This is a genomic window from Snuella sedimenti (assembly GCF_016428595.1).
GTDB lineage: Bacteria > Bacteroidota > Bacteroidia > Flavobacteriales > Flavobacteriaceae > Snuella > Snuella sedimenti.
Genome location: NZ_JAELVQ010000012.1, coordinates 1 through 23,136, shown reverse-complemented (window position 1 = coordinate 23,136; position 23,136 = coordinate 1). Strand labels below are relative to the sequence as shown.

General features: G+C 35.0%; 21 protein-coding genes. 9 read left to right on the top strand and 12 right to left on the bottom strand.

Going from position 1 to position 23,136, the window contains the following annotated elements; genetic code table 11:
* Positions 1–2: 2 nt before the first annotated feature.
* From JF259_RS10410 to JF259_RS10390, 5 genes are all read right to left on the bottom strand, one after another.
* On the bottom strand, positions 3–1,394 hold the full coding sequence (locus tag JF259_RS10410; protein ID WP_199115262.1) for a DUF1800 domain-containing protein: 1,392 nt from the start codon (positions 1,392–1,394) through the stop codon (positions 3–5).
* 135 nt (positions 1,395–1,529) lie between these two features.
* On the bottom strand, positions 1,530–2,426 hold the full coding sequence (locus JF259_RS10405; protein ID WP_199115261.1) for an endonuclease/exonuclease/phosphatase family protein: 897 nt from the start codon (positions 2,424–2,426) through the stop codon (positions 1,530–1,532).
* Positions 2,427–2,531: 105 nt separating this feature from the next.
* On the bottom strand, positions 2,532–4,649 hold the full coding sequence (recQ, locus tag JF259_RS10400) for a DNA helicase RecQ (protein WP_199115260.1): 2,118 nt from the start codon (positions 4,647–4,649) through the stop codon (positions 2,532–2,534).
* Positions 4,650–4,678: 29 nt separating this feature from the next.
* Positions 4,679–5,476, bottom strand: a complete 798-nt coding sequence (locus JF259_RS10395) for a lysophospholipid acyltransferase family protein (RefSeq protein WP_199115259.1) — start codon at positions 5,474–5,476, stop codon at positions 4,679–4,681.
* A gap of 51 nt (positions 5,477–5,527) precedes the next feature.
* A complete protein-coding gene (locus tag JF259_RS10390; RefSeq protein ID WP_199115258.1) occupies positions 5,528–6,169 on the bottom strand; it encodes an NUDIX hydrolase in 642 nt (213 codons plus the stop codon).
* Between the two features lie 46 nt (positions 6,170–6,215).
* On the opposite strand from JF259_RS10390, the gene JF259_RS10385 reads away from it, so the two are divergent.
* On the top strand, positions 6,216–6,929 hold the full coding sequence (locus tag JF259_RS10385; protein WP_199115257.1) for a peptidylprolyl isomerase: 714 nt from the start codon (positions 6,216–6,218) through the stop codon (positions 6,927–6,929).
* Positions 6,930–7,136: 207 nt separating this feature from the next.
* Here JF259_RS10385 and JF259_RS10380 read toward each other — a convergent pair whose 3' ends face one another.
* Positions 7,137–7,748, bottom strand: coding sequence for a trimeric intracellular cation channel family protein (locus JF259_RS10380; protein ID WP_199115256.1), 612 nt, complete (start codon positions 7,746–7,748; stop codon positions 7,137–7,139).
* Complete coding sequence (locus JF259_RS10375; protein ID WP_199115255.1) at positions 7,748–8,464, bottom strand: RDD family protein; 717 nt, start codon at positions 8,462–8,464, stop codon at positions 7,748–7,750. Before JF259_RS10375 ends, JF259_RS10380 begins: the two co-directional genes overlap by 1 nt.
* 34 nt (positions 8,465–8,498) lie before the next feature.
* Here JF259_RS10375 and JF259_RS10370 point away from each other — a divergent pair, with 34 nt between their 5' ends.
* From JF259_RS10370 to JF259_RS10345, 6 genes are read left to right on the top strand one after another with little or no spacing between them, the layout of a single operon-like run.
* Complete coding sequence (locus JF259_RS10370) at positions 8,499–9,482, top strand: stage II sporulation protein M (RefSeq protein ID WP_199115254.1); 984 nt, start codon at positions 8,499–8,501, stop codon at positions 9,480–9,482.
* Positions 9,466–10,338, top strand: a complete 873-nt coding sequence (locus JF259_RS10365) for a hypothetical protein (RefSeq protein ID WP_199115253.1) — start codon at positions 9,466–9,468, stop codon at positions 10,336–10,338. The genes JF259_RS10370 and JF259_RS10365 overlap by 17 nt, the downstream gene beginning before the upstream one ends.
* Entirely contained in the window at positions 10,339–11,064 is a 726-nt protein-coding gene (locus JF259_RS10360; protein ID WP_199115252.1) for a DUF4129 domain-containing protein, read from the top strand. It begins immediately after the preceding gene.
* 2 nt (positions 11,065–11,066) lie between these two features.
* Positions 11,067–12,299, top strand: coding sequence for a DUF4350 domain-containing protein (locus tag JF259_RS10355; protein ID WP_199115251.1), 1,233 nt, complete (start codon positions 11,067–11,069; stop codon positions 12,297–12,299).
* Positions 12,281–13,264 (top strand): AAA family ATPase, encoded by a 984-nt coding sequence (locus JF259_RS10350; RefSeq protein WP_199115250.1) that lies wholly within the window; start codon positions 12,281–12,283, stop codon positions 13,262–13,264. The genes JF259_RS10355 and JF259_RS10350 overlap by 19 nt, the downstream gene beginning before the upstream one ends.
* A 33-nt stretch (positions 13,265–13,297) precedes the next feature.
* Positions 13,298–14,629, top strand: coding sequence for a DUF58 domain-containing protein (locus JF259_RS10345; protein WP_199115249.1), 1,332 nt, complete (start codon positions 13,298–13,300; stop codon positions 14,627–14,629).
* A 57-nt stretch (positions 14,630–14,686) separates the two neighbouring features.
* Here the strand turns inward: JF259_RS10345 and JF259_RS10340 are convergent, their stop codons facing one another.
* On the bottom strand, positions 14,687–15,166 hold the full coding sequence (locus JF259_RS10340) for a Dps family protein (protein ID WP_199115248.1): 480 nt from the start codon (positions 15,164–15,166) through the stop codon (positions 14,687–14,689).
* Between the two features lie 104 nt (positions 15,167–15,270).
* Here JF259_RS10340 and JF259_RS10335 point away from each other — a divergent pair, with 104 nt between their 5' ends.
* Positions 15,271–16,230 (top strand): LysR substrate-binding domain-containing protein, encoded by a 960-nt coding sequence (locus JF259_RS10335; RefSeq protein ID WP_199115247.1) that lies wholly within the window; start codon positions 15,271–15,273, stop codon positions 16,228–16,230.
* Between the two features lie 213 nt (positions 16,231–16,443).
* Here the strand turns inward: JF259_RS10335 and JF259_RS10330 are convergent, their stop codons facing one another.
* The gene (locus JF259_RS10330) at positions 16,444–17,343 is read right to left on the bottom strand and encodes a DUF6252 family protein (RefSeq protein ID WP_199115246.1); all 900 of its coding nucleotides are present in this window, start codon (positions 17,341–17,343) and stop codon (positions 16,444–16,446) included.
* A gap of 284 nt (positions 17,344–17,627) precedes the next feature.
* Positions 17,628–18,122: an Lrp/AsnC family transcriptional regulator gene (locus JF259_RS10325; protein WP_199115245.1), complete on the bottom strand. Its 495-nt coding sequence runs from the start codon at positions 18,120–18,122 to the stop codon at positions 17,628–17,630.
* Between the two features lie 135 nt (positions 18,123–18,257).
* Here JF259_RS10325 and metE point away from each other — a divergent pair, with 135 nt between their 5' ends.
* A complete protein-coding gene (gene metE / locus JF259_RS10320; protein ID WP_199115244.1) occupies positions 18,258–20,555 on the top strand; it encodes a 5-methyltetrahydropteroyltriglutamate--homocysteine S-methyltransferase in 2,298 nt (765 codons plus the stop codon).
* 149 nt (positions 20,556–20,704) lie between these two features.
* Here the strand turns inward: metE and JF259_RS10315 are convergent, their stop codons facing one another.
* Positions 20,705–22,045, bottom strand: a complete 1,341-nt coding sequence (locus tag JF259_RS10315; RefSeq protein ID WP_199115243.1) for an MFS transporter — start codon at positions 22,043–22,045, stop codon at positions 20,705–20,707.
* Positions 22,046–22,108: 63 nt separating this feature from the next.
* Positions 22,109–22,927 carry a M48 family metallopeptidase gene (locus JF259_RS10310; RefSeq protein WP_199115242.1) on the bottom strand — a complete coding sequence of 273 codons (819 nt, stop codon included), beginning with the start codon at positions 22,925–22,927 and terminating at the stop codon, positions 22,109–22,111.
* Positions 22,928–23,136 lie beyond the last annotated feature (209 nt).

Genomic DNA, 23,136 nt, shown 5'->3' with positions numbered 1-23,136 from the left:
ATTTAACAAAGTTGATATTCCGGTATAGACATGAGTTGAATACAATAGGCGCGTTTATCAGAGACTTCCAAACTAGACATAAAGTGCTCCGTATCTTTATCTACAGAAGCTATGATCAAAAGATCCTTCAATGCTTCAAAAGAAACTCCTTCGTATTTGGAATCAAAAATTCCCCAAGACTTAGTAGTCTTGATGAATCTTTTTCTATTTGCCTTTTCCCTGTAAAAATCTTCAAAATCATCTTCAAGCTCGCCTTTAACATCCATATCAATAATGGCATCGTTTAAAAGGATGGATGCCAATTTAAGTCTTAGCATCAATGTATTGGGGTCAATCCAGCTCTTATCGCCTTTCCATCCAGCAACATTCGGTGGATAAAGTAATACCTGCCCCATAAGTTTCTGTAAATAGATAAGCTGCTGCTTTTGATGGTATGCAACAGGTACTACCTTATGAATACCAACCAATAACTCTATTGGAGACTTGATTTTGGCTCCGATGTTCTTTTCCTCATAAAACCAACCTCTAGTAAAAAGGTATTCCATAAGGTTCTTAATATCATAATCTGCGTAAAATATATTAGTCAACTCCTCTACATGATCTATATCCTTCACGGGATTTACAAAATATCGATATAGTTTTTCACAAATAAATCGGGCACATTGCTTTTGTTCTAAAATAATATCTATAATATCTTCTCCATTAAAGTTTCCCGTTTTACCGAAAAACTGTTTTTCACCGTTATCATGCTTAAAACGCCTGAGAAAAAAATCACCATTCAATCTGAATGACCAACCTGTAAAGGCTCTTGCTGCCTCCTTAATATCATTTTCTGTGTAGTTACCGATGCCCAAGGTAAACAACTCCATTAGCTCACGAGCAAAATTTTCATTAGGACTCTCTTTTACATTCTGTCTGTTATTAAGGTATTTACTCATCGATGCCGATTGCGCTACTTCTTTTACTAAGTCCCTAAAATTCCCAAGAGCATTACTCCTCAAGAGATTGTTGTAACGTTGCATATACCATATATTGTTATCCCTACACACAAAAACATTAGCCCAAAAAAGCGTCATTTTTTCTGCTAAAACTGCATTAGATGTAGTTAATCTTTCTATCCAAGCCACATTGAAGTTAATTAACTTTTTTTGACTTTTAGTGACCAGTGCTTTTACAGATTTAGTTGTTTCTCTGTTTTTAAGTTGACGATATTCTAAATTCATCAGTGCTTCTAACTCGGAAAGATCGATCCTTAAATGCTCAACATTACTGCTATCCTTAATCAATTGCCTTACCACCTCATGCCTTGATTTTAAAGATAAGCTTTCCAGGGTTTGAGTTTCTATACCAAACCCTGCTCTGAAATAAAGGTGTTGAATGTGTCTTGCCTTCATATTTTATAATTTAGCAACCAATTATAGTATAGAGACTTCAAAATGTAATAAAAGTTTAATTTACTCCTATGATATAAAGGCGCTTAAACTGCAGTTGATATCTTGTAGTTTCTTTTGTTCTACAACTTTAAAGTATTATGGATTTTCTAACCGGAACGTAGCCATCAACGGATAATGATCTGAAAGACCCTCTGTTGCTCCAGAATTAAATACTTCAACGTTTACGCATGACTTTGATAAAATAGGACTTGTAAAAATATAGTCGATCCGTTGTTTTTGCTGATCGATTTTCTCTTTACTGCGATCAGGACTTACAAGAACAGGCGTAGGGAAAGTATATCGCTCATCAATGGACACAAAGTCTTTAGTCACATCTATAGCTGGCAAGGAAATAAAACGTGATATAACAGCATAGTCGTAAGCTCCTAAACGCAAATTAGAATATTTATCATCTTTACTGCCCCGGTATTGTTCCAGTAACGTTTTATTCCCCCTTAATGATGACTCATCAAATGGTGAATGCGCATTAAAATCACCCAGAATAACATAATTATCACCGCCATGTAATGTTATCCGATCGGTTATATTATAAGCTTCTTTGAGCCTAAAATCACTATCTGCAGGTGACAGATGCACCACAAAAAAATCTATACCAAAGGTTTCACAATGTAACATCCCGTGCCAAAACCCCTCTAGTATGCGTTGTTTAAGGGTAATTGGCTGTTTGGAGGTAATCCCAACTGGATACCCTTTCGACTTCAATATTTTCACATACGGATGTCCCCATTTTTTTGCATCAGCTTTTAGTTTATCTTCATTATAGCCACATAACTCTTGTAAGGCCAGTACATCCTGATCCTTTTCATTTATCCAGGCAATCCATGCTGCTTTTCGTTCTGTATCTTTACCCCAGTCAAAACCATTCCAAATGTTATAAGTCATTACTTTCAGGGTCGACACGTCATTTTGGGAATGTCCGAGAGACACATTCAAAATTAAAACAAGCAACAATTTGTATAACTTCCGATTCATAAAAACATAAGTATTAGGTGTATCAAGCAACTAATTTAGCTATTTCCATACAATTTGAACTGAGCCACAAAAAAACTTAATGAATTCAACTACACTAAATTGCTCCTATTCCCCCTTATCGATCATGCTCAATACCAAACGAATTTTAAAATAATCCATGGACTCATTAAAGTATTCAAAATAAGGCCGCAAGGCTTTAGGAGACTCTAAGGCTTCTTTTGCTTTCTTAACAGCTTCTACGTCACTTTTAGAGACAAAATCGAAGATATTAATAGCTTTTCCATCACTATATAGTTTTGCTATATGGGAATATATGGTCTGAGACTTCAATTTTCGTTCGGCTGAAATCTCTTCGATTGTCAACCCCGACTTATAAAGTTCGTAGGTTACTAAGTGGGTATCTGTTTTTTTAGGCTTTTTAACCTTTGCTCCCATAAAATCCAAAATCTCTGCAATAAAGGCATCGCCATACACTTCTAGTTTTCGCTGTCCTACCCCACTAATAGTTAAAAAGTCGTCTTCACTGATAGGGCGTTCCCGTTCGATTTCCTTTAGAGTTGCATCACTAAACACCAAATAAGCTGGAATCCCTTCCTCTAAAGCAATATTGTAGCGCAGCAGACGTAAACGCTCGAACAAGGTATTCGTTTTTGTCCGCTTAGGCTGTTCTCCTCTTTCTTTAATTTTCTTAACTTCTGTATAATCTACAGGTTTGGTTAACGCAACTTTAGCGCCATTAAATAATACTTTCTTTGCGAATTCAGTTAACAACAAGGCATTATGTTTGTGAAATGCGATTTCACAATAGCCTTGGTTTATAAGCTGTATAATGTATTGCTGCCAATCTTTCCAGGCAATATCACGACCAACACCAAACGTTTTTAGGTTGTCATAACCTTTTTCCATAACAGCCGCATTATGAGAACCCCTCAGTACATCAATCACCATACCCGAAGCTTCAGATCCTTTCAAACGGTAAATGGCCGACAATATTTTTTGGGCGACAATGGTACCGTCAAAAAACTGTGGTGGATTTTTACAAACATCACAGTTGCCGCAATTTTCCTCCAGTAATTCTCCAAAGTATCCTAACAGAATTTTACGGCGGCAGGTAGTGGCCTCAGTAAATTGCTGCATACGCTCTAACTTTGCTATTTGAACTGTTTCATTGGAAGCACCACTTGCAAAATTACGAAGTTGTATCACATCAGCATAACTATGAAACAATAAGGCATTGGCCTTTAAACCATCACGGCCAGAGCGTCCTATTTCCTGATAATAGCCTTCGATGTTCTTGGGTAAATTATAGTGAATTACCCAGCGTACGTTAGACTTATCTATTCCCATTCCAAATGCAATGGTCGCACATACAATTTGTGTTTTATCAAAAATAAAATCCTCCTGTACTTTGCTACGCTCTTCAAAATCCAACCCGGCATGGTAGGAAGCTGCATTTATACCATTAGCCTTTAACTTCTTCGCCACTTGCTCGGTAGTCTTTCTGCTTAAACAATAAATAATACCTGATTCATTAGGTCTTTTATTGACAAATCTTACAATTTGAGCCAATCGGTTATTAGCTGGCCGCACTTCCAATTCTATATTCTTCCTATCGAAAGAAGCAATAAATTGTTTTGCCCTTGGTATTTTTAATTGTTGCAAAATATCCTCTCGTGTCGCTTTATCTGCCGTAGCCGTTAAAGCAACAACCGGTGTATTGGGCAGGGAGCCCTTTAAAAAGCCCAATTGCTGATAGGAAGGCCTAAAGTCGTGCCCCCAGGAAGAAATACAATGGGCTTCATCAATAGCAATGCAGCTAACGTACTTTTCGTTTAATACATGTTGTAATCCCGACAAGCTTTCTGGCGCTACATAAAGTAATTTTAATCCGCCTGTAACAGCACGTTCTATAATGGCTTGCTGCTCTTCATTTTTCTGGCTACTATTAAAAAAGGCTGCGGGAATACCATTGGCATTAAGGCCATCTACCTGATCTTTCATTAAAGCGATAAGAGGAGAAATAACCAAGGTTACTCCTTTAAACAACAAGGCGGGTAATTGAAAACAAATGGATTTACCTCCCCCAGTGGGCATGATCACCAAGCAATCCGCTTTAGCGAGGAGCGTTTCTATAATAGCTTGCTGATGCCCCCGAAAACTATCGTAACCAAAATACGTTTTTAAGGTTGTATACAGCTCTGTCTGATGTTCTATTTTAGACATAAAAAGACTTATAAATTAATAGCCTTAACCTACCACTCTCGTTTTTTATTAAGTGCTTCTTGTTCCTCAAGCGCTTTTTGGGAAATTACCTTTAAAAAGGACGGATGCTGTTCTATGGCATACTCTATTCTTTTTACGATCTCTTCGGTGGTTTCATTATCATAATCAATTTGCAACGGTTCCTTTATTTCAAAAGATTGTAATATATTTTTCTTTTTAACTCTCAACCCTTTTTTGTCAAAAGACCTACGAAATCCATCTATAACAATTGGAACAACTACTGGTTTGTACCGTTTTATAATATGCGCCGTTCCCTTTCTAATGGGCTTAAACGGTGTTGTTGTCCCTTGCGGAAATGTAATAACCCAACCATCATCAAGGGCTTTGCCTATGTTGGAAATATCACTCATCCTTACTTGTCTGTTAACATCTTTGCCTTCAGAACGCCAAGTACGCTCAATACTCACCGACCCAACATAAGCCAATATTTTTGGAAGTAAACCGGCTTTCATGGTTTCTTTGGCTGCTACATAATAAATATTTAACTTCGGGTGCCATAAATAGCCAACATTCTTGATAGAATCTACGCGACCGCTTAAACTTGCATTGAAAACATGAAACATGGCTACCACGTCGGCAAAATAGGTTTGGTGGTTTGAAATAAAAAGGACATTGGTATCTGGTAAATCCTTTATGATTTCAGAGCCTTCTATTTGCAGCTCGTTAAAGCCCCTAAAACGTTGGTGTGTTAGAGCTCCTAAAATTCTGATTAGCCATTTTTTAATAAAAAGTATATGCCCAAATGGATTTCTTTTGAATAATCCCATAAATCTCGCTTCAATTTGGTTAGTGCCACAAATGTAATAAATATGAAAAACCTAAAGCGCCTGTTTTAACAAGTCTTTAATTTCACTCAATATCATAGCCGTTGCTCCCCAAACCACATATCCATTCAAATTAAATGCGGGCACCTCAACATCAACACTATACGATGTGGTTACGTGTTTTGTTATTAAGCGTTCATGTTCTAAAAAATGTTCCAATGTTATTTCTAAAACAGCTTCTACTTCGTCCTCCTGCCTAAAAAACCGGGGAACATCCTTTATGACCCCAATAAAAGGGTGTACAAAAAAATTACTAGGTGGGATATAAACTTTTGAGAGCGCTTTAATTACGCTAATTTTCTTTTCTGGGACACCTACTTCTTCAAAAGTTTCCCTTACTGCTGTTGCCTCAATAGAGACATCTTGTGTTTCCAGCTTACCGCCCGGAAAACCAATTTGAGCAGAATGAACCCCTTTATAGGTTTTACGGAGTATTAAAACAAACTTGGTTTGCGCATTCGAATCGGGATAAAACAAAGCTAAAACGCCCGCCCTTTTTGCATTGGGAACTGCTTTTTGATGGTGCTTTAGCAGCTCCTTGCGAAATGGCGGAACCATTTTATAGTGTGATACTTCGCCCGGAAGCGGTATATTTTTTATTTTTGGCAACGATTTTAAAAATTCATTGAAGTCCATATTTCCTAGTACCTTTATGGCTTTTAATCATTAAAGTATCGAATCAATGCAACTCAAATACGTTTTTTTTCTTTTTATCTTGTTTTTAAACTGTGAAGATAAACAATCCGATAAAAAGAAAAGCTTAAAACCTAAAACGCCAACAAAAGCGAAGGTTATAAAAGAAGAAACTGAGCGTGATACGCTAACAGGGCTTAATAGGGAGTTTCCGCATCTTGATTCTAAAAACGCTATGGAATTCTTTTTAGATTATGAAAAGCACAATAAAGAAAATAAAGTGCGTATTACAACCGATTTTGGCATTATAGAAATTCTTTTGTTTAATGAAACAAAGTTTCATCGTGCCAATTTTATTTTTCTAACAAAGCAAAAGTATTTTAACGGCACACAATTCTATAGGGTTATTAACAACTTTGTTGTTCAGGCAGGTAATGGAGACGACAAAAAAACTGCTGTTAAACGCACACATATTGGAAAATACCTGCTCCCAACGGACACTAACCGCGGTTTTAAACACGACAGAGGTGTAATATCAATGCCCAGTAGTGAAATTGACAACCCCTATAAACTGGCTTCTCCCTATGAGTTCTTTATTGTACAACAAAAAGGTGGCGCCCACTTTTTAGATGGTGACTACACTATTTTCGGAAAAGTAACCAAGGGTATGGAGGTCGTTGATAAAATAGCTGCCGTGAAAACGGACGACGCCGATTGGCCCTTAAAGAATGTTTATATTAGAAATGTAGAGATCATTGAATAGGGAGCGTGCGAATGTAAAATTTTTATAGACTAAAGCGAGAAGTGCTAAAGTGTATCGTTTCCACTAAACTTAATACCAACTTCAGTTCGATTAATAAATCTGCCCTGAATAATGTAACAAACTAATAGTCAATTCAGAAGCGATATTGTTACTAGTTTAACTTTCAGAAATATAACAATCGCGTTGTCAATAAAGCGTAATCACAACCTACCCTCTATCTCGATAAATATTAGGCAAAGCTATCTTAAACCTTACGGCTAACAATCTTATTACAATGGTTACCAGTCCGGATATAACAAATACCATATTTTTTTCGATTGGCAATCCACCTAATAAAAAATAGGATATACCCCCAAGTATACAAGCTGTTGCATAGATAGTTTCCCTTCTAAAAATCACAGGGATTTCATTACATAAAATATCACGGAGAACACCACCAAAACAAGCCGTCATAGTCCCCAGAGCGATGCAAATTATTGGATGTAAATCGGCATTTACACCTTTTTCCACACCAATTAAAGTATATAGACCAATACCAATAGTATCGAATAATAGCAACGATGTTCGCAAATAATCTAATTTGCTTCTAAAAAGAATAGCAAAAATTGCCGACACGATTATCACATAGGTATAGGTAATATCCTTCATCCAGCCAACTGGTGTATTACCAATAAGCAAATCTCTTAAAGTGCCTCCTCCCACCGAGGTTACAAAAGCAATGATTAAAATCCCGAATAAATCCATTCTTTTGTCGAACGCTACCAACACGCCCGAAATAGCAAAAGCAATAGTTCCTAAAATATCAATGGTGTATAGCATTACATGTGTTGGGTATAGTAATTATAATCTTTAATTACCGTGTTAACGAAATCTATTGGTTTCTCTTGGGTTTCTATCTGCATGACCTCCACAAGTCTTTTATGTAGTGATAGTACAATATGATGTTGCCCTTTAAAAACTGCAGTTTTATATAAGGATTTTACAGTTTGCATTTCCGAATCCTTTAATAAAGTTACCTGACTATAGGTTGGGATATAATCTACGGAGATTTCCTTTAAGATAGTATCGTTAATAGACACTCTTTTCTTTTCAGATATTACCGAAGTACCTGCAGCTATATCTCCAACACGTTGTCCTTTACCCCTTATTAAAATCGTTAATATTGCTACACCGCCACTTGTTAAGGTTACATCTACAATGCGCATAATCCACCTTAAAAAGTAACTTGCAAACGAAGGTTTGGATCCGTCTAGTTTTACAACCCTAAGCTGCATTAGCTTCTTACCGATTGTTTGTCCGTTAAAAAAGGTTTCCAACAAAACATAATACAAAAAGGCCGGTAATGAAACTAACAAATAAATAGCCCATGTATCCCTCATGTCCAGATCCATAAACAATAACAACATAATGACTCCAATCAAATAAATATAAATAACAAAGCTATCTATAATGTACGCCAGCATTCTATCCCCAAGACTAGCAATGTTTTGATGGATACTTACATTTTGCGCTGTTTCTATTTGAAATTCTTTCATATTTTCTTTTCTTTGAAAGCAAATACTACTCTGGATGCGTGAGGCTGCTTTCGTGAAGCAAAATAAAGATAAATGGTTAATATTTGAAAATGTTCTTTCAAATAAAACACATGTTGCTCCCGATGAATTATCAAGCCTATATATTGAAATAACAGATCACTTAAGCTACGCAAAAACCTTTTACCCCAATAGTAATACAGAAGCATATTTAAATCAACTGGCTTCACAAGCACATCAAAGCATCTACAAAACCCAAAAAGAGCCAAAGAACAGAATAGTGTCATTCTTTAAATTAGAATTCCCTTATATGTTCTACCACCACCACAGAGAGTTACTAATTGCCTTTTTGGTTTTTGCCCTTTTTGTTATTGTTGGTGTGTTTTCGGCTGCAAACGAAGGTGATTTTGTTCGTTCTTTTTTAGGAGACGGCTATGTAAACATGACACTTGATAATATTAAAAAGGGGGATCCCATGGCGGTATATAAAGAACAGGCTGCCTTTAACATGTTCTTGGGTATAACCCTTAATAACATAAAAGTGGCATTAATGGCCTTTGCTTATGGCATTTTACTAGGTATCGGTTCACTTTATATTATGCTCCAAAATGGTATTATGCTAGGTAGTTTCCAGTATTTTTTCTTTGAAAAGGATTTGCTCTGGGAATCGGCCCGAACCATTTGGATTCATGGTACTATTGAAATATCGGTTATTATTATTGCAGGATGTGCTGGTTTGGTACTTGGTAACGGTTTGCTATTTACAGGCACATATACACGAATGGAAGCCTTTAAGCGTGGTGTGAAAAATGGATTGAAAATTTTAATGAGTACTATTCCCTTTTTTATTATTGCAGGTTTTTTGGAAGGTTTTGTTACAAGACATACCGAAATGCCCGATTGGCTGGCTATTTTTATCATAATTAGCTCACTGGCATTAATTCTGTTTTATTACGTAATCTATCCAATACAATTGCATAAAAAAACACTTAACCCCCCAACAGATGAAATCATTTATTGAATTTAAGAAACAGCGCGAATTAGGAGATATTATAACCGATACATTCGGTTTTATTAGAATGGAGTTAAAACCCTTTTTAAAAACAGTTTTAAAAATATCTGGACCCTATCTGGTAATTTTTTTATTAGCTATGGCTGCTTATACCTATACCGTTGGCGATATATTTAACTTAAGCGATTTTAACAATCAAACCGACAATATTCTACTATTGTTTTTTGTTATTATGCTGTTTCTTGTTTCAGCTATATTGGCGTATACTTTTGCTGCTTCTGCCATCTTACACTACATAGAATCGTACATTAACAATAACGGCAATGTTAATATTGAGGATGTAAAGCACAATACAAATAATACGATCTGGAGTTTTCTTGGGTTGAATGTTTTAAAATGGCTAACACTTATTGTATCTGCTTTCTTTTGCTTTTTTCCTATCTTTTACTTCATGGTACCTATGACTGTGGTTTTATGTCTGTTTGTTTTTGAAAAAAAAGATATAGGCAGTTCTTTTAGCGATAGTTTTAAGCTCATAAAAGACGAATTCTGGATAACTTTCGTCACCATTTTTGTTTTAGGTTTAATTGTTATGGTTGCTGGCTATGCCTTTAGCTTACCTGCAAGTATTTACAGTTTTATAAAGCTTGGCGTGTTTTCTGGAGAAGTAGATCCAACTACAATGTCTTCCTCGTTTGTAGATCCTATTTTAATTCTCTTAAACATAATTAGTTACTTGTTTCAATTTGTATTAAATTTTATTTCGGTTGTAGGTGCTGCTTTTATTTATTTTAACCTAAACGAACGGAAAAACTTTACAGGCACCTTAGAGCGCATACAATCTATTGGTAAAACCGAGGACTAAATGCGAAGCTTTTGTTTACTTCTATTTATTTTGATTTTTAGTGCATTTAGCTTTGCACAACAGGATTCTTTAGTTTTAAAATATGATGATTCAAATCTAAAAGTACAGGAAATAAGCTTAGACGATCTGGCGGATTATAAAGCCCAAAAGGCCTTTAATTATTCTGAAACAGAAAGCAAAAACACTATACTTGATAACATATACAATTGGCTTTATAATGTGCTTCTAAAAATGTTAGAAGCTGTTTTTGGTGTTGGCCATGCTACTGGTATCGTAAAATTTATTCTTAAGTTTATGCCTTACTTGTTATTGGGCGTACTTGTTTTTATTCTAATCAAATTCTTTTTAAAAGTGAGCTCCAGAAACATCATACAGAATCCTCCTAAAAAGGCGAGCATTCAATTTACCGAGGACGAAATCATTATAAAGGACAAGGACATACAAACACTTATCGATCAAGCAATAACAGAAAGCAACTACCGCCTAGCCATTCGCTATTTGTATTTACTGGCTTTAAGGCAACTTGACGAAAGTAAACGGATATCTTGGGAACAACAAAAAACCAACGAAGACTATATTAAAGAATTAAAAGCCCACATTGTTAAAAATCAATTTATAACCATTACCCGTATTTACGATTATGTTTGGTATGGTGAATTTCCAATTGATGCCTTGAAGTTTGAAACACTACGACCAGCATTTTCCAACTTGATTAAATCTGTTTAGCATTGGATAAAAAAGGTAAAATATACATCGTACTCACTATAATAGCACTATTAGGTATTGTAGTATTTGAAAGTACAAAACCACAAGCCTTAAATTGGTATCCAAGCTATACCAAACACCACAAAATTCCGTTTGGCACCTTTATTCTTCATGAACAATTAGAACGTTTATTCTCTAAACACAATATAATAGATGTAGAACGTCCACCCTACGAATACCTAAACTCCAACGATTCTATTACTGGAACTTACTTGTTTATTAATAACCAGATCGGGTTTGATAAAGCCGAACTCGACAAATTGTTAGACTGGACATCCAAGGGCAATACACTTTTTATTGCCTCTGAGACTATCAATAAAACCTTGTTAGACACTATTAATGCTAACAATTCCGTAATTAGTAGTTTGAATAATTTTGACAATGTTTACCAGTTCAAACTTAAAAATAAAGCACTAAAAAAGAACGATTCATACACATTCGACAAGGCTGATTTTATTAATTATTTCAATAAAGTGGACACCTTAAACACGTCCGTGATAAGTGTAGTAAATAATGCAGCCGATGAAGATTTACAAACTACCAAAGACTATATTAATACGATAAAACATCCATTTGGAAATGGGCACATCATATTAAGCACGTTACCACAGGCTTTTACCAATTATTTTTTGCTTACAAATCCCAACCAAAATTACACGGCAGGCCTGCTATCTTATATCCCCGCTTCCCAACCCATATATGTTGATGCTTATTATAAATCTGGGAAAACATTTTATAGCTCCCCCATGCACGTTTTTCTAAACACTAAAGAACTAAAATGGGCCTATTACATCATGCTCATTAGTGTTTTTATATATGTCGTTTTTGAAGGCAAACGTAAACAACGTGCTATCCCCGTTATTAAACCTTTAAAAAATCAGACGCTGGATTTTACAAGAACCATTGCTAATATGTATTATGAAAAGCAAAATCATTATGAGATAGCACAGCATAAAATTCAGTTATTTTTAGATTATATTCGTACGCAGCTGTATTTAGACACCAATGTTATTGATACGTCTTTTGTAAAAAAGCTGGCAGACAGAACCAACAATAGTGTAAAGGACACACAGCAACTTTTTAAAGGCATTGAAAACATCAACAATAAAACGACCCTAACCAAAAACGAACTAGAAGCCCTCAATACGCGCATTGAATCATTTAAATCCAATAACTCATGGAAGAAGACATTTTAGATTTTAATAATAGAATTCATTTAGAAGACTTAAAACATACAACTAAAGCCATTAAAGCTGAATTAAGCAAAATAATTGTAGGTCAAGAACATTTCGTTGAATTACTTATTGTGGCACTTTTAGCAGACGGTCATGTACTTATAGAAGGCGTTCCTGGGATAGCAAAAACGATAACGGCCAAATTATTTTCCAAAGTTTTAAAGACCGATTTTAGTCGTATACAATTTACTCCAGATCTTATGCCCAGTGACATTCTGGGTACTTCGATCCTAAACATGAAAACCTCTGATTTCGAATTCAAAAAAGGCCCAATTTTTTCAAATATCATTCTAATTGATGAAATAAACAGAGCGCCCGCCAAAACGCAGGCAGCCCTATTTGAGACTATGGAAGAACGCCAAGCAACCATTGACGGGATTACCTACGAATTTGAACCGCCATTTATGGTTTTGGCTACACAAAATCCTATTGAACAGGAAGGTACTTATGCCTTGCCCGAAGCACAGCTTGATCGCTTTCTGTTTAAGATTAAGGTTGATTACCCCTCATTGGAAGACGAAATAAAAATTATTGAAACCCACCATAAACGAAAAGGTGAAGCTCCACAATCGTATATCAATCCATTACTAAGTCCAGATAGCCTCATTGATTATCGCAACAAAGTACAGGACATTACAGTTGAAGAAAAAATTATTAAATACATAGCAGAAATCGTTACGAAAACAAGAAATCACCCCCATTTATATTTAGGGGCTTCCCCTAGGGCTTCGATTGCTATATTAAATGCAGCCAAGGCTTTCGCCGCTATTAACGGCCGTGATTTTGTAATTCCTGAAGATGTAAAAAAAGCATTGTATCCCGTATTAAATCACCGTCTCATTCTGACGCCCGAGCGGGAAATGGAAGGTATGAATACCGACATAGTTATTAATATGGTCGTACAATCGGTTGAAGTACCTCGTTAACCTATTAAAAAAGTCTAGCATGCCTCATTAAATATGAAGTTTATAAAATCGTTATATATAAATAAAGGGTTCTATACCTATATGGCAATTGTATCGGTATGTTTTTTACTGTCATACTGGATACCTCTGTTATACCCATTGGCTTGGATAGGCATCCTCTTTATCTTTATACTATGCTGTACCGATTTACTGCTTCTTTACAGGTCTAAAAATGCCATACTTGCAAGACGCTTATTACCAGACAAGTTTTCTAATAGTGACGAAAACCCAGTTCCTATTACCATAACAAACAAATACCCGTTTCGGGTATTATTGGAAGTCATTGACGAATTGCCCGTTCAGTTTCAAAAACGTGACTTCTTATATACAACCACTTTAACTCCCAATGAGGTGCATGACTTTAGCTATCAAGTTCGACCACTTGAGCGGGGAGAATACTTCTTTGGCTACCTAAATGTTTTTGTATCGACCAAGCTCAAAATCATAAAACGTAAATACCAATTTCAAAATAGGCAAATGGTTGCTGTATACCCTTCGTTTATTCAAATGCAGAAATACGACTTTCTGTCCATTGGAAACCATTTGACCGAACTGGGACTCAAAAAAATTCGTAGAATAGGACATACATCTGAATTTGAACAAATAAAAGATTACGTTCAGGGCGATGATTTTAGAACGATAAACTGGAAAGCAACGGCCAAAACCGGGCATTTAATGGTTAACCAATACCAAGATGAAAAATCACAGCCTATATATTCTATTATCGATACAGGTCGTGTTATGAAAATGCCTTTTAATGGTTTGAAATTATTAGATTACGCCATCAATGCATCCCTTGCTTTTAGTAATGTGGGGTTAAAGAAACAGGATAAGATTGGATTGATAACATTTTCGAAATCAATTGAAAGTCTTCTCCCTGCAACTCAAAAGCTAAGTCAATTAAACATGATTTTAGAGCGTTTGTATAACATATCGACCCAATTTCATGACAGCGATTACAACTTGTTATATAGTCAGTTAAAACGAAAAGTAACACACCGAAGCTTGCTACTGCTTTATACTAATTTTGAGCATATTAGCGCCCTAAGGCGACAGCTTCCTTATTTGCTGGCCATTTCTAAAAAGCATATGTTGGTCGTTATATTTTTTGAAAATACAGAGCTAGACAAGCTTATAAAGGCAAATGCAGAAGATTTACAGGGTATATACCACCAAACGATAGCAGAAAAGTTTGCGTTCGAAAAGCGTTTAATGGTAAAAGAACTTAAAAATTATGGCATTCAAAGTATTATTACCGCTCCCGAAAATCTCACCATTAATGTTATTAATAAATACCTCGAAATAAAATCTAGAGGTCTATTATAACAATAAAGGCCTTCAAACCTAGATTCAAAGACCTTTCTCATTACTACTAACCAACCTTTAGACTGTTTCACCAAGCCAAGCTTTCATCATCCAAACGGTTTTTTCCTGTTCCGTAATAAAATCACTCATCATTGCGTTTGTCCCCTCGTCGTTTGCATCTCCAGATTTATCTAAAATACCCCTTTCAATTTTTAATAATTCCTTTAACGAATCAACAATCAATTTTACTGCTTTTTCATCTTGAGAAATAGCTTTTCCAACAGGCACTTGAGCTGTTGCCATATAGTCTTCGAAAGTATGCAACGGTGTCACTCCTAATGTTAAAATACGTTCGGCTATTTCATCCACCTTTACATTGGCATCGGTATACAATTCTTCAAACTTAACATGCAAATCAAAGAATCGTTTCCCTTTAATGTTCCAATGAATTCCTCTTAAATTCTGATAATATATCTGAAAATTCGCCAAAAGATGATTTAAATCGTTAGCTAATTCCTTTGCCTGTTGTGTATCTAAACCTATACTATTTAATGTCATGTCATATTGTTTTTTATTTCTTACAAATTTAATTTATAATTAACGGCACAAACTATAAGTTTTATTGATAGTTTTTATATTTTTATAACCTAAATTGATTACACATGACAATTACACAATTATATTATGTCTTGGCTGTTGCCGAAAATCAAAATTTCACGAAAGCAGCTGAAAAATGTTTTGTTACGCAACCAACCCTAAGTATGCAAATTCAAAAATTGGAAGAACAGCTCGACGTACAAATTTTTGACAGAACCAAAAAACCGATCGAACTTACAGAGGTAGGTAAAAAGATTGTAACGCAGGCCAGAAACATAGTTAATGAGTCGTACAGAATCCAAGATATTGTAGACCAACAAAAAGGATTTATAGGAGGCGAGTTTAAATTAGGTATTATTCCTACTGTAATGCCAACACTCCTACCTATGTTTTTAAAGAACTTTATAAAAAAGCATCCTAAAGTAAAGCTAAAAATAGAAGAACTAACGACCGAAGAGATTATTTCCAGAATTAAAGAAGGTCATCTTGATGCTGCCATTGCTGCCACTCCCCTTGAAGATGAAAATATAAAAGAGCGCGTACTTTACTACGAACCATTTGTTTGTTATATTCCACAAAACCACAGACTTTATTCCAATAACAAAATTGATGTATCCGATTTGGATATTAACGACATGTTACTTTTAGAAGATGGCCACTGTTTTAGGGACGGTGTTATTAATTTATGTAAAGCACTTAAGAACAATACCGATGAAAGCTTTCAACTAGAAAGTGGTAGTATAGAAACGCTTATTAAACTATCCAATGAAGGCTTAGGCATGACCTTGTTACCTTTTTTACATACATTAGATATTAATGAAAAAGAGAAAGAAAGTTTACATTACTTTAACGAACCCATTCCAGCAAGGGAAGTAAGTATTATTTACCACAAAAGCGAATTAAAAATACAGATTATTGAGGCCCTACAAGATATTATATCAGGAATTATTAGAGGGGCTATAGCCTTTCAAAATGTTAATATAATTAGTCCTATAGCTAAATCTAAACCACACCCTAAAAAATAAGCCATTATTTTAAGTGGCTTATTGGCTTTTATTTTAAGTAAGTAAATAACTAAGAGACTGTTTAAAATTCGTTTTTGAAATTTGTTATAGATCATTTTTTTGCCAATTAAGGCTTTAAAACCGGAGTTTAGCAACGCTAAATGAGGATTTTCATAACGAAAAGTTGTGAAAAAAGGGGCATAACAAAACCAAAAGGTGGAATTTAAACAGTCTCTAAATATATGTCACTTCAAAACTTCCTTCTGTTATTTCATAACTTGCTCCTTCAGAAATCAAAGGGCTGGCTGTAAAATAAAAGGTGCCAGAAATTTTTTTGTTAGCAACATCATGCTCCGTAATAACTAATTTACCTCCATCTTCAGACACTACAGCTTCTGTTAAAGACAAACTATATTGTCCCATAGGTGGCTCTAACGTAGCAAAACTATATTCTCCTGCAGTAATATTGGCATCTACAGTTATAGTTATTGATTGTAAATTATTCTTAGTTGCCGAAATCATAATAGTTGATGTTCCGGACAACGATAATAATGCGCCTTGAACGCCGTCTTCTTCAAAAATAACCCCATCAACTTTAGCAGAAAATGTGTTATCTCCCGAATTCGGTAAGACATCAGTTCCATATGAAATTTGATTAAAAACACCTTTTGTAAATTCTTTATTTTCCCCTGTTGTACTATACCCTGTAAAGAAAAAGGATCCTGAAATTGTTTTATTGACTTCATCAATTTCTGTAATGGTAACCTCACCATGTGAAGTAATAAAATCACTTGCCGAAATCCATACTTCTCCTACAGAGCTATTTATATATGTTACCGCACTAACTTTGACTTGATCAACAGCTACTCCTAATTGATAAGTCCCTGTTGTATTCGCAAAAACTGTTAATGTCAACACTTCCCCATTCGCAGCCCTTAATCCATTAATATTTATTACATCACTAAGTACTGTTGCGGTCGTTGTTTCAAAAGCGACTCTTTTACTATCAAACTCTACTTGTAAAACTCCTGGAGCTACACTTATAATTTTGTCATCGCCCTCATAAGGTTCAATGTTACAAGAAGTTAACAAAAAGGTAAAGAGAAGAACAAAACTGACTTTAAAAGCTTTCATTAATATAATATTTTTTCGAAGTAAAAATACTACTTATTTATTTTTCAGACACTCTAAATAAAAGAATTATTTCGATTAAAAGGTAACACAAATATGATTTCAAATCCTTTATACATACAGAACTCATCTTGACTTTTTTGATTGAAGTGAAAATTAGCTATTTTGAGCTTGATAGAAGGCATTTTTAAGTTGCATAGCAGGGCTACGGAATGAGAAAATGACGAAAAGCAGGCTCAAAAGGGCAATTTTTTAACCAATTGGAAAAAGTCAAGATGAGTTCACAATCAGTATTCATCAATAGGGATCGCATAAGAATTTTTAATTTCCCCCATAACAAAAGTACTATGGGCACTTCCTATATTCTGTATACTCCCTAAGCGATCCAAAACAAAGTTTTGGTAGTCCTTCATATTATGTACCAATATTTTAAGAAAAAAATCGTAATCACCAGAAATATTATAACATTCAACAACTTCAGGTAAAGCTAGTATGTCTTTTACAAATTGATTACCAATATCTCGCGTATGCTCTTTAAGTGTTATATTGCAAAAAACCATCAATTCCTTGTTCAGCTTTTCGGCATCCAAAACAGCTACATAGTTTTTTATATAACCATGTCTTTCTAATTTTTTAACACGTTCAAACACTGGTGTCGGTGATAAATTCACCCTAGCCGCCAGCTCCTTAGTTGTTAAACTGGACTTGGTTTGCAATATTTTCAAGATACGAATATCAATAGTATCCAACTGCATTGTAGAATTATTATCTGTCAAACTCATTATTAGATTAAGTAAAATATTATTATTCCGCAATAATACTAATAAACAGATAATATGTCCAAATGCACAAGCAAATTCTATTTTTTTATTCCTTAAATGTAGTTTTGAACAGTATTTAAACCTAAAAAATAAATTATGAAAACTACCTCTTTAGGGCATCCAAGAATTGGAAGCAAACGAGAACTTAAAAAGGCCTGCGAAGCGTTTTGGTCTGGAAAAATGAATCAAGAAGAATTAATAAAAGTAGGCCAAGACATAAAAAGACAAAATTGGACACTACAAAAAGAATTAGGTATCGATATAATTCCATCTAATGATTTTTCATTTTACGATCAAATTCTGGATAGCTGCTTAACTTTTGGTTGCATCCCTGTGCGTTATAAAGAAATCAACAAAAATAACTTTCTTGAACTGTACTTTGCCATGGCCAGGGGGCTTCAAAAAGATGGCATAGATGTAACAGCTATGGAAATGACAAAATGGTTTGATACCAATTACCATTACATTGTTCCTGAATTTGAGAAAGAACAAACATTCGAGTTCTTTTCTAAAAAGATTATAAATGAGTTCAAAGAAGCTCTAGAATTAGGTATTACAACAAAACCCGTATTAATTGGACCTGTTACATTCTTACTCTTGGGAAAAGAAAAAGAATCGGGGTTTCACAGACTTGAATTACTAGAAAGGCTATTGCCTGTTTATTTTGAGGTTATTGCGGAATTAACAAAACTTAAAGTAGAATACATACAATTTGACGAACCTTGCTTAGCACTTAATCTCAATAGTAAAGAGCAACATGCTATAAAATTGACATATGAACAAATAAACACCAAATTTCCCGAACTTAAAATACACCTAGCCAACTATTTTGATTGTTATGGCGATAATTTAGATGTTGCACTTAAGCTTCCTGTAGATACGTTACATTTAGATTTGGTAAGATGCCCGCTTCAACTTGATGATGTTTTAGAATCTAAACACTTCAACCCTTACACCAATTTATCTTTAGGACTTATCGACGGAAGAAACATTTGGAAAAACGATTTTGAAGCCTCCTTAAAAACCATTGAAAAAGCCTCCAGAAAAATAAATCCTGAAAAATTATGGATATCTACCTCTTGCTCATTATTGCACGTTCCATATGATTTAGATTTAGAAACAAACATGCTTCCTGAAATAAAAGAATGGCTGGCATTTTCGAAACAGAAACTTCAAGAGGTTGTAACCTTAAAAAAGCTTTCTTCATCTAAAAAAGATATTCACCTCCCCCTTTTAGAAGAGAATAAACGATGTAATCTTGCAAGAAAAAAATCTAAACTAATACATAACCAACAGGTAAAAGAACGTATTTTAAACCTTAAGGATTCTGATAGCCATAGAGAAAATAACTTCTCTATTAGGCAATCCAAACAAAAAAAGGCACTTAACCTTCCCTTATACCCAACAACAACCATTGGTTCATTCCCACAAACCAATGAAGTTAGGAGTTGGCGGTTAAAATATAAAAAAGGGCTTGTATCTCAAGAAGAATATGATACTTTCATTGCCAATGAAACAAAAGCCTGCGTTCGTTTTCAGGAAGAGGTTGGATTGGATGTACTGGTTCATGGTGAATTTGAACGCAACGATATGGTTGAGTATTTTGGGGAAAAGCTAAAAGGATTTGCCTTTAGTGATTTCGGATGGGTACAAAGTTATGGCAGCAGGTGTGTTAAACCCCCTATTTTATACGGTGATGTTTACAGAAGCGCTCCGATGACTGTAAAATGGTCTAAATACGCTCAATCTCTTACAAGTACCCCTTTAAAAGGCATGTTAACTGGTCCCGTTACAATTTTGCAATGGTCATTTGTAAGAAACGACCAACCTAGATCAACAACCTGTAACCAAATAGCATTGGCTATAAGAGACGAGGTCATTGATCTTGAGAAAAACGGTTTAAAAATAATACAGATAGATGAACCAGCAATTCGTGAAGGCCTACCTTTAAGGAAAGAAGATTGGCCGCATTACTTATATTGGGCAGTAAAAGCCTTTAGAATTTCAGCAAGTGGCGTAAAGGACGAAACCCAAATCCATACACATATGTGTTATTCCGAATTTAACGATATCATTGCCAGCATAGCAGATATGGATGCCGATGTTATAACCATTGAGACATCACGTTCTGAAATGGAACTACTGGATGCCTTTGTGAATTTTAAATACCCTAATGAGATAGGCCCAGGAGTTTATGATATCCATTCACCCCGAGTTCCTTCGTTAGATGAAATAGAACATTTACTTATTAAAGCAAAAGATGTATTGCCAAAAGAGCACATTTGGGTAAATCCAGATTGTGGTCTAAAAACCCGTGATTGGCCTGAAACAAAAAAAGCATTGCAAAGTATTGTAAAATCAGCTATTAAACTACGGGAAAAAGAAACCAAATAGGTTGAAATAATAAACTTACCCTAAGTTTTTGCTTTTAACCGAAAATGAGATGAAATTTGTTCAAATAAGGCATTTTTTGTTTGGATGAGAAAGGGTAAATTTAATCCTGTTCTTAAAAGAAATTCTATTGATTAAGTCTGAATTTTATATTAAAATTCAGGCTTTTCTTTTTCTTTAGGAACTCTAAACAAAAGAATTATTCCGGTTAAAAAGAATAAAAACAAAAATAAAATGGCATTTCTCATGCTCCCAGTAATTTGAGCAATAAAACCATATAAAAAAGTCCCAATTATAATTCCTATTTTTTCTGCTACATCATAAAAACTAAAAAACGAAGTCGTATCGGTAGTCTTAGGCAAAAATTTAGAATATGTAGATCTTGATAAAGCTTGGATGCCTCCCATAACAATGCCAACTAAGCCAGCGGCAATATAAAAATCCATAGGTGTTATTAGAAAATAAGCATATACACAAATCGTAGCCCAGATTACATTTATTACTATAAGTGTTTTTATGTTTCCAAAAACTTTTGAAGCTCTGGCCGTTACAGTAGCGCCTATAATCGCTACAACTTGTATAACCAAAATACTAACAATAAGCCCAGTAGTACGTTCTATGTCAGTCCCCCAAGCTATTTCTTCTTCCCCAAAATAGGTAGCAATAAGCATTACCGTTTGCACAGCCATACTATAAACAAAAAAAGCTCCTAAATAACGCTTTAATTTCATATTTTCTCCTAACTGATTCCAAACTAATTTCAGTTCTTTAAAACCATTTAGGATAATATTTTCCCTAGGGCCTTCTCTTTCCCTTCTATTGCCAACGGGTAAATAAAAAAATGTATACTGACTAAAAACGATCCACCAAATACCTACCGATACAAACGAATATTTCATGGCTTTAATTTCGGCCGCTCCATTTGCATCTGTGGTTATACCAAAAAAATCCGGTTTCATAACCATAGCCAAATTGAACAGCAAAAGAAGAACACTACCAACATACCCTAAAGAAAAACCTTTAGCACTTATTTTATCTTGTTGTTCTGGAAATGCAATATCTGGTAGGTACGAATTATTAATAGCAAAGCTCACCCAAAAACCTACCAAACCAAAAAAATAACACAGTAAACTAAATATAATATGATCCAAAGAGAACCAATACAAACCAATACACGATATACCGCCCAAATAGCAGAAGAATTTCATAAACATTCGTTTATTTCCCAAATAATCGGCTATACCAGAAATTAACGGTGTTACCAATGCTATAAAAACAAAAGCCAATGAGGTTGTATAACTTATAAGCGGTGCTCTTGAAATTTCACCACCAAAAACATTAACTTTTTCTATATCGCCCATTCTAAACAGAGCCCCATAAAAAATTGGAAATATGGCAGAAGAAATCACTAAGCTATAAACAGAATTAGCCCAGTCATAAAAAGCCCAAGCATTAAGAAGTTTTTTGCTCCCTTTTATAAGTTGTTCTTTCATAAAAAAAGCCGCTCTTTTATGAGCAGCTCGTAAAGTAACTAAATATTTTTATTTACAGCTAATTTATTTTCTAAACGATGTAACTCCAAATTTCCTTGCCTCCGCCTTTGCTTGTGGTGCTAAGGCTTTAAGGTTCGCAATACGTGTGTCATTAGAAGGATGTGTACTTAATATTTCAGGAGGTGCTTGCCCTCCACTGTTAGCCTTCATACGCTTCCAAAGTTCGGCTGCTTCATCTGGGTTGTAACCGGCTATGGCCATTAAATAGAGTCCAATTTTATCGGCTTCGGTCTCATGAGCCCTACTAAACGGCAACATAACCCCTACTTGCGAACCAACACCATAATACTGATTAAATGCATTTCTTGATTTTTCATCCTTAATAGCCACATTTCCTGCCACTGCTAAGCCTTGCTGTACCAAACCTGCACTCATACGTTGTTGACCGTGGTTAGCCAACGCATGCGCAACTTCATGTCCCATAATTGCGGCTACTCCAGTTTCTCCTGCTGCTATAGGCAGAATCCCTGTATAGAATACTATTTTCCCTCCGGGCATACACCAAGCATTAACCGTTTTGTCATCCACCAAATTATATTCCCATTTATAATCTTTCAAATAACCTTCATTACCATTGGCGTTTAACCAACGCTCTGCAGCTACAGCTATACGCTCACCTACCCGGGTAATCATAGCTGCATCACTGGTTCCTTTTACGACTTTGTTATCCGACAAAAACTTATCATACTCTTGAAAAGCCGTTGGAAATAATTGAGAATTAGGCACCAAGGCCATAGTTTTCTTTCCTGTAAAGGGATTGGTTGCACACGATAATATAATACCTGCAGCCCCTAAAGCTACTAATGCTTGTTTAAGTTTCATAGTAATCATTTTATTTTTTATAAAAGTACAAAAATCGTACCTTTTAAATTTTAGACACAGCTCTGTTTTTAATAGTCACTTAAAAAATACATTAGTGTCCGATAAAGTTTTTTAAAAGCGGGATTTCCATAGTTGGATTTCCCGCTTTGCTTTATATCTTGTTTTACCACAAAACCAGATATGAATAAAAGTACAAACTTTAGCGGACA